Annotated in this window: 7 protein-coding genes; 2 read left to right on the forward strand and 5 right to left on the reverse strand. The window is 37.1% G+C overall.

The genetic code is table 11. From position 1 onward, the window contains the following. Nucleotides 1-3: 3 nt before the first annotated feature. Together GX437_07575 and GX437_07580 are read left to right on the forward strand one after the other, a co-directional pair. Nucleotides 4-2,850, forward strand: a complete 2,847-nt coding sequence (locus tag GX437_07575) for a response regulator (GenBank protein ID NLJ07512.1) — start codon at nt 4-6, stop codon at nt 2,848-2,850. A gap of 76 nt (nt 2,851-2,926) precedes the next feature. Then, complete coding sequence (locus GX437_07580; protein ID NLJ07513.1) at nt 2,927-3,379, forward strand: DUF2147 domain-containing protein; 453 nt, start codon at nt 2,927-2,929, stop codon at nt 3,377-3,379. On the opposite strand, the gene GX437_07585 is transcribed toward GX437_07580, so the two are convergent. The 5 genes from GX437_07585 to GX437_07605 form a co-directional block, all read right to left on the reverse strand. Beyond that, nucleotides 3,363-4,622: a glycosyltransferase family 39 protein gene (locus GX437_07585; GenBank protein ID NLJ07514.1), complete on the reverse strand. Its 1,260-nt coding sequence runs from the start codon at nt 4,620-4,622 to the stop codon at nt 3,363-3,365. The two genes, GX437_07580 and GX437_07585, sit on opposite strands and share 17 nt — an antisense overlap. Nucleotides 4,623-4,760: 138 nt before the next feature. Continuing rightward, a complete protein-coding gene (locus GX437_07590) occupies nt 4,761-4,991 on the reverse strand; it encodes a transposase family protein (protein ID NLJ07515.1) in 231 nt (76 codons plus the stop codon). After that, nucleotides 4,957-5,166: a transposase gene (locus GX437_07595; GenBank protein ID NLJ07516.1), complete on the reverse strand. Its 210-nt coding sequence runs from the start codon at nt 5,164-5,166 to the stop codon at nt 4,957-4,959. The genes GX437_07590 and GX437_07595 overlap by 35 nt, the downstream gene beginning before the upstream one ends. Before the next feature lie 285 nt (nt 5,167-5,451). Continuing rightward, the gene (locus tag GX437_07600) at nt 5,452-6,114 is read right to left on the reverse strand and encodes a hypothetical protein (protein NLJ07517.1); all 663 of its coding nucleotides are present in this window, start codon (nt 6,112-6,114) and stop codon (nt 5,452-5,454) included. Between the two features lie 91 nt (nt 6,115-6,205). Further along, nucleotides 6,206-6,913 (reverse strand): DUF4393 domain-containing protein, encoded by a 708-nt coding sequence (locus GX437_07605; protein NLJ07518.1) that lies wholly within the window; start codon nt 6,911-6,913, stop codon nt 6,206-6,208. Nucleotides 6,914-6,965 lie beyond the last annotated feature (52 nt).

Here is a 6,965-nt window from a genome sequence, read left to right on the forward strand (position 1 = left end):
TAAATGAGCAAAAAAAGAAGGTCGGCCCATATTGTATTTTTTCTGATTATTCAATTTCTTTTTATTGTCGGGCTCTCTGTGAGCCAGCAGGTTGAGACTAAAAACAATAAATCAGATATTGGACAATTACTTAAATTAGCAGAGGGAAATACTGAGTCAAATCCCAGAAAGGCAATTGATTATGCAAAACAAGCCGATCTGGCTGCCAATGAAATAAACGATAATTTATCCAAGGCAAAAGCATTCTATCTGATTGGGGTTGCCTATTTCAATATGCAGGAAGTATCAAATGCACTTGATTACTTTGACCGAAGCCTTAGGCTTTCAAGGGTTTTCAGCTTTGATAACCTGATTGGAAAAAACAGATATTATTTTGGACGTTGTTTTATAGAAATCGGCAATTTTGAAAAAGCCCTGGAAGAACTGAATGAAGCTGCTGAACTCTTCAGCAAGTTAAACCTGAAAGAAGAACTGAATACAACCTATTATTTTCAGGGTATTGTCCATCTGAAAACAAATGATATTCCGGCAGCAAAAAAGAATTTTGAGGAAGCCCTCAGTTATTTCTTAAAAACAGAAAATCAGTTGTCCGGAAAAATTTATGAAAATCTGGCTCTTTGTGCTGTTGAAGAGAAAAACTTCAGCGAAGCCGAAAAACATTTCAATGAAGCCATCAGTTTTTATTCAAAAATTCAGCTGAAAGATGCATGGATTTATATTCAGTTTGGCAGATTTTTAACTTCAAGGGCAAAATATAATCAGGCAGCTGCAATATTTCAAACGGCTGTAAAAATGGCACAAGAGATTAAAAACAGTTATTACCTGGCATTAGCAACTGCTTTATTATCTGACACTTATCTAAAGATAGGCAATACTGTAAAAGCTGCAGAGCTGGCCAACAATAGTCTGAAAATCTCTGAAAAGTCTGACTATTATGATATTACCACCCAAAATTATTATACGCTGTATGAACAGGCGAAGAAATCAGGAAACACCGGAAAGGCATTGGATTATCTGGTTAAATACATAGCAGCAAAAGAAAAGAAAGAAGCCATTGAACACGAAACAACCATCAGAAACCTTAAAATAAGTTTTGGAACGCTTGAGCAAGATCGCGAAAATGAGCTTCTCAGAAAAAACAACCAGATACAGAACCTTAAACTTTCAAGGCAACGTACTTTAATTATTTTCCTGCTCCTTTTCGTGATATTACTTATCTCCGGATTGCATTTCATTTTCCGTCTTCTGCATCGCGACCGACAGCGAAACAAGCTTTTTGAAGAGCAAAACCAGCAACTGACCGAAACGCTGGCAAAGCTCCTTCAGAGTGAAGCAGAAAACCGCTCAGTCATCCGGAGTATTCCTGATAAAATGTATTTTATTGATTCCTCCGGACACTTTTTATCCAAGCCATCTCTGGCCTATTCCCTGAGTAAAGATGAGATTGAGCAGATTAAAGGAAAACATATTTCCGACTTTTTTCCACCCGATGTCGTTGACAGGATCAGGGAAATACAGGCAAAAACGTTAAATACAAAAGAAGTGCAGGTGCTTGAGTATGAAGTGCCTTCCGCTGAAGGAACTATTTACTATGAAGCCCGCTTTAATTACGTTTATGATAATGAACTGATGCTTATCATCAGGAATGTGACAGACAGAAAGCTACTTGAAAAAGAAATTATTGATGCAAAAGAGCGGGCAGAATCTGCCACAAAATCAAAGTCAATGTTTCTGGCAACCATCAGCCATGAATTACGAACCCCGCTGAACAGTATTATCGGAATGTCGGATTTGTTGCTGGAAACAAAACTTGATCTGACGCAAAGAAATTTTACAGAAGTCATTTATAGTTCGGGCAACACCCTGCTCAGCCTGATCAATGATATTCTCGATTTATCCAAGGCAGAAGCAGGCCAGCTGACCATTGATAATCGTCCGTTTTGCCCGGCTGATGTCATTGAAGAGACTACTAACCTGCTGGTTTTCAAAGCTAAAGGGAAAAACATTGAACTGTTTACCCGACTTTCTCCCAATATTCCTCATGAACTGATCGGAGACCCTGCACGCCTCTTGCAGATATTACTTAATCTGACCAATAATGCGATAAAATTTACCCATATTGGTAGTGTTACCATCGATGTAACTCCAGTAAAAATCCTTCACGATAGCGTTGAACTTAAATTTTCAATAATCGATACCGGTATTGGCATCTCCGAAGAAGATCAGGAAAACCTGTTTACTCCGTTTTTTCAGGCAGGTACGCAACATTCACTAAAAAATGAAGGTACGGGTCTGGGACTAAATATTTCGAAACGTCTGGTCGATCTGATGGGTGGGCAAATTGGTCTGAGCAGCGAAAAAGGGAAAGGGTCAACATTCTGGTTTACAATACCTTTCACACTACCAGCCAATAATGAGGAAGAAGAAAACCCTGATATTCCTGAAGAGCCGATTGCTGAAAAATCAGTCAAGGACATCAGAGTACTCGTTGCCGAAGACGATGTCATCAATCAAAAGCTGATAACCATTGTCTTAAACAAAGAAGGCTATACCTATGAAATAGCTAAAAACGGGCAGATAGCATTGGAAATGTATAAGTCAAATCCTTATCCGGTGATATTGATGGATATCGATATGCCTGTCATGGATGGAATCGAAGCAACCATACGCATCAGAGATTTCGAAAATACGCAGAAAATCAAAAGGAAATCGAAAATTATTGCTGTTACGGCAAAAATAGTCAGCGCTGATCAGGAAAAATGTTTTCAGGCAGGTATGGACGGTTTTATCAGCAAACCCTTCAAACCTGATGAACTGTTAAATACCATTAAAAAGCTTCTGGCCTCCTGATCGTCCGTCTTTAAGATTTTAATATTGAAAAATTTTGTAATATTGTACCTCATAATAAACAGTAAAATTCTGCACTATGCAAAAAAATCTTATATTAAGCATTTTGCTGATCATGAGCTGGCTTTTTATTAAAGCTCAGGATTTCACCGAAGCCGACAAGGTAAGAGGAATCTGGTTTACAGAAGACAATAAAAGCACCGTTGAAATATACCGTGCCAAAAACGGAAAATATTATGGTAAAATAACCTGGTTGAAAAATCCCCTTGAAGAGGATGGAACCCCCAAAGTGGACGACCAGAATCCTGATCCATCCAAACGGAAAGAACCACTCATCGGGCTGCTGATTTTAAAAGGTTTTGAATATAGAGGAAACGGCATTTACAAAGATGGCACCATCTATGACCCGGATAATGGAAAAACCTATAGCTGTATTATGACACTGACAGACATCAACCACCTCGACATCAGAGGATATATCGGTATATCACTGATCGGCCGCACCACCGAATGGGTCAGGAAAAAGCAATAGCTTTTTGTTTTTTAAATTTGGACAGCATTTCTGACATAAAACCGACTACGGTAAATATCAGGAAGGGAATAAGGTGAAAATGAAACCTTGACTCTCCGAAAAAAACCAGACTGACAAGCAGATAATAAAACAACATCATCAGTCCAATTTTATCAATGATATTCAATCGTTTATGAACAACTTGTATGGCTATTGCCATGATGTATAATATCAACAACAATAAATAGGCTCCATTGCCGAAAAAACCTATTTTCCTTAAAAGAAATATCTGATTTTCATTTTGTAAACCTCTCAGGTTCCAGAGTATTCCGTCCATTCCCGGCCAGAAAAAATAAAAAGCTTTTGCCGGTAATCGCTTCAAGGTCTCCACAGGATGATGAAGGATATAATCAATTGCCATCCGGGTTGCTATCCGGTTATACTCTGCTTCATTCTTAGCCTGATCAATACCTTTGAAAAAATCAGCATGACGATAAAATCTCCCTTCGGCATCCGGATTATTCCCGATGAGCAAATCGAGGCCACTATTGGTTGAAACCGGAACAAAGTCATTGAATACCTTATAGTTGCGTATGCTCCATGGCAAAATAACTATGGCCATCACCAAAAGAACAAAGATTGATTTTTTTAAAGCCAGACGGATATTTCTCCGGTATATCAATAAAATAATCAGCAAAGGAATAAAAAAAACAGCCGGACGGGTCAATACGGCCAAATCCCAGAGAACGGAAGAAATGATCAGATATAAACGATTGTTATTTAAATGGTTAAGTAAAAAATAAATCGCTGTCAAAAAGAGAAACAGGAAAAAGATTTCATTGTAAACCAGATTGACATAAGCCACATGATTAGGATATACTGAAAGTAAAATAGCTGACCAGCCGGCAATGTGTGGGTTTGGGACTGAAGATTTCAGCAAATTGTAAAACACAAATACAGCAATAAGATAAAGGAAAAGATTGGTTATGCGTGCAACCCACACATCGCAGGAAAAAATGCGGAAAACAATAGCAAGAAAAGCAGGATAACCAACAGGATAATAGGCTGTCGGGTTATCCTCGTCAAAATAGGGCATTCCCTGCGAAAGCATACATCCCTTTTCCATAAACCATCGTGCATCACTGGCAATTTCAGGGTGAAAATACCACATCCAGAACACACGGGTCAGGATGGTAAGCGACAGGGCAATCGCCAGATATGGAAATCTGCGGGACAATAATTCTTTCTTTTGATTGAAAATCATGGTTTAACACCCTATTATCAGGACTAAATTATTAGATGTACAAAGGTAAAATTTTCCGACATAATTTTGCATTGCCAAATAAAAAAGTCTTCAGAGGGAGCAGTGATCCAGTTGGGGCCCTGTCCTCTGAACAAAAATTTATTGATTTTCTTTAATGAGCCTTTTGGCATGTGTATGCTTGATACTGAACTGAAGGTCCCATGATATGGCTATTCTGGAAAAAGTATCCAATAGGGTAATCAAATAAGCATTTCTTCTCTCTCCCCGAATGTAAATGTATTTAACATCAATCTCAATGACTTCAAAAGGGTGAGACGGATTAAGTTGGTTATGTTCAACATATTTTCCGGCAGATTTTTTTCCCGGGATTGCCTAAATTATGTTCTTTCATCAGCCGATAGACCTTTTTGTCTCCAATCTGATAATTTAAATCTTTCAGTGTCCAGGTAACCTTTAAATATCCGTTTTCCATAAACTCCTGTTGAAGTATTCTGCATATTTCTGCAACCACAACATTGTTGAGGACAATACTCCAGCCTGTCATCTTTGTAGGTGTAGTATTAGGTGCTTTTGCTGATCCCTGCCATTGTGGCCATCATACAAGCTAAGCCAATTTTTCCTCCCCGAAAATTGCTCGTCTTATATCGCACCTGATGAAGCATGAAGTTCTCTGGCTACGAATTTCTCACTAATTATTTTTAAAAAATGAGTTTTTGCACAGTTTGACGGTTGCAAACAGGCGTATACTGCCAACCTTCAACTTTATAGTCAAGGAACAACTTTATCAGGCAGTTACGCTTGTTTGTTGTTAGCGTTTCGTGCTTATTATTTAAATGGTAGTAAATGAATCCGTTATAGAAGTAACACCTTGTGGACCAGGTTGAACAATTCCTCTTAAAGGAATAGGTATTTGAATACCAGGAATTCCTTGTTGCATAGCAACTGCATTGTCATATATACTTATCAAAGGCACACCAGCAGGCACTAAACTTGACTTTATTTCAGTAACAAGTCCTTTGCTCTTTGCTTCTTCTGGTTCTAATGTTGTTCTGCTATGTATTAATTTTTGGACTTCTTCAACCTGTTTATTAATTGTACAAGAAATTACTTTAGCAATATTTGATTGATCTGCTTTAACTAATTTCAGTTTCTCCTCAATAGATGGCTCATCCAATGCTTGAGGTGACATAATCTGCATAGCAACAGGGTGTAATAGAAAACGCGCATGAGGTACAGAGTATCTATTTGATCCTGCACAAAACATCACAACGCCAATAGAATCAACACTTCCAAAATTATAAGTATTAACTTCAATTGGTAATCCTTTTAATAAGTTATATACAGAAATCCCGTCATGCACACTACCCCCTGGAGTTGAAAGTAGTAGATGAAGCGTTTTCATTCCTTGCAAAAGAAATTGCTCAACCTGTCTTTGTAATTGTATTACAGTGTTTTGGTTGACTTGTGCGTAAAACTTTATATAAGTCTCCATATTTTAAAATTTATAAGTTGCACATTTACAAAAGTAATCATTTTCTTTAAATCAAAAATATTTACTACCATTTTTCCTATAACCAAATAAACTATCTTAAACAAGCCTCTACAAATTTTACTCCTAATGGTGTCATCGTTACAGCATCAATTCCTTTATAGATTGTAATAGGCTCATTTCCAATTCTTGTTCCCGGACTTTTTAATACAGCAGGTGATAATAATTGCAACCGCATCAAATTATTCACTGAAATTGCATATATGTCGGTAGAAACATTAAGAGCTTTCATCAATTGGTCCTTTGTTAATGAATAATTATAAATTTCACTTATGGGATTTAATTGGTTGCCTCTATGTAATAAATTATAAAATTCGTTAAGGAGTCTTGCCTCAATTCCTGTGATATTTTTAATCATATCAATAAATCCATAGCGTAGTTCTTCATTAAAAGATGGATTCATCGCGTTTGCAAGCAAGTGATTCCATAAATATTGAATATTAGGGTCTTCTTCCAATGTGGCTTCTTCCATAATTGGTAATGCAATTTTTGGTGGAACTGCTCTTGTGTCTTTTATATTTTTATCATCAAGTATTTTATTTACTTCATCGGCCATTTGAACCATTCTTTTCCAGCGAATGAACCTTAACTTGTCAGTAATCATACTAGAAATTTCATTTATTGGTTCCTTGAAAACCTTGGCAAAAAAACTTCCTGCTTTGTCAGCAATTTCTAATCCTTTTTCTCCAAGTTTGGCTGTCTCTTGAATCGCTTTAGCAATTTCACCTGCATCTGAATTCATATTTATAGTTTATTTGGTTAATCGTTTCTTTTTCTAAGCATGAACGCTAACG

The organism is Sphingobacteriales bacterium, assembly GCA_012517435.1.
Classification (GTDB): Bacteria; Bacteroidota; Bacteroidia; order CAILMK01; family JAAYUY01; genus JAAYUY01.

Excerpts from the sequence above, each read along its gene's own strand:
- GX437_07575 (NLJ07512.1), top strand. The coding sequence starts at position 4 with ATGAGCAAAAAAAGAAGGTCGGCCCATATTGTATTTTTTCTGATTATT.
- GX437_07600 (NLJ07517.1), bottom strand. The coding sequence starts at position 6,114 with ATGGAGACTTATATAAAGTTTTACGCACAAGTCAACCAAAACACTGTA.
- GX437_07605 (NLJ07518.1), bottom strand. The coding sequence starts at position 6,913 with ATGAATTCAGATGCAGGTGAAATTGCTAAAGCGATTCAAGAGACAGCC.
- GX437_07585 (NLJ07514.1), bottom strand. The coding sequence starts at position 4,622 with ATGATTTTCAATCAAAAGAAAGAATTATTGTCCCGCAGATTTCCATAT.
- GX437_07580 (NLJ07513.1), top strand. The coding sequence starts at position 2,927 with ATGCAAAAAAATCTTATATTAAGCATTTTGCTGATCATGAGCTGGCTT.
- GX437_07595 (NLJ07516.1), bottom strand. The coding sequence starts at position 5,166 with ATGACAGGCTGGAGTATTGTCCTCAACAATGTTGTGGTTGCAGAAATA.